Origin of the sequence: Kitasatospora sp. NPDC058048 (assembly GCF_042885555.1) — a bacterium.
GTDB lineage: Bacteria > Actinomycetota > Actinomycetes > Streptomycetales > Streptomycetaceae > Kitasatospora > Kitasatospora lactacystinica.
Genome location: NZ_JBHVRT010000106.1, coordinates 1 through 1,044 on the forward strand (window position 1 = coordinate 1; position 1,044 = coordinate 1,044).

The 1,044-nt window shown below is 67.9% G+C and carries 1 protein-coding gene; it reads left to right on the top strand.

The window, feature by feature from the left end:
* The first annotated feature begins 66 nt into the window (after positions 1-66).
* Positions 67-990: a transposase family protein gene (locus ACFVVA_RS42135; protein WP_387696021.1), complete on the top strand. Its 924-nt coding sequence runs from the start codon at positions 67-69 to the stop codon at positions 988-990.
* The last annotated feature ends 54 nt before the right edge of the window (positions 991-1,044 follow it).

A 1,044-nucleotide genomic window follows, 5' to 3' on the forward strand; every position in this document is an offset into this window, starting at 1 on the left:
ACGACCTGGTGCGTGATTGCGGCGGCGATGTGACCAGCAGTGTTACGGGCGGCATCATTTGACGATGTGACGATCAAGTTGAACCATGCGGTCCTTGGCCACCGGGTGCTGACTGGCATCTCGCGGCGGCACCTGGCGGATTTGGTCGTCGAACTGGCCGCTCCGTGGCAGGCCGTTGTCGAGGGCCGGCGAGACGCTGCCCGTGGTGGAGCGCGGCAACGCGCGGCGGGCGCGGGTGCCAGGCATCGGCTCGTGTTCGTCGACCGGGTGACCGCCACGCTCATTTACCTGCGGCACGACCTGCCGCACGCCGTCCTGGGCCTGCTGTTCGGTGTCGACCGCTCCACTATCAGTCGTGCAATCGGCGAGGTCAGGGTCCTGCTTGCCAAGCGCGGTTTCGCGGTGCCCGACCGTCCCGGAGTCCGGTTGCGAACCCTGGCGGACGTCTTCGCCTACGCCCAGGCCGAGGGCGTCGTACTGCGGCTGGACGCCACCGAGGTCCAGGTCCGCCGCCCGACATCGCACCGCGGCGGACGTCGGGCCTTCGTGTCCGGCAAGAAGAAGCAGAACACGATGAAGGCCACCGTCGTCGCCGACGCGAAGGGCCGCACCCTGTGGGCCGGTAACCTCCGCCCCGGGCGCATGCACGACGCCACAGCGATACGAAGCGAGGGCATCGACGACCTCTTCCGGCAGTTCCCGAGAGTTCAAGTACTGCTCGATGATGGCTACTTGGGTCTGCGGCGCGACCATCCGGGCAAGGCCGTCACGCCTCCGAGGAAACCGAACAAGATCGCCGCACCGGAAGTCCACGAGGCCCGTGAGCAAGCCCGCCACGAGCACTCGTCTCAACGCATTTCCGTCGAGCACGCCCTCGCCGACCACAAACGCTGGAAGGGACTGGCTCGCTGGACCCACCGCCGCGACACCCTCCCGGCCACATACCTCGCCGTCGCAGGACTCGTCTCCGACCGCACCGCCACAGCCTGACAACGGCCGTCGCTCAGCCCGTCACATCGCCGCCGCAATCACGCACCAGGTCGT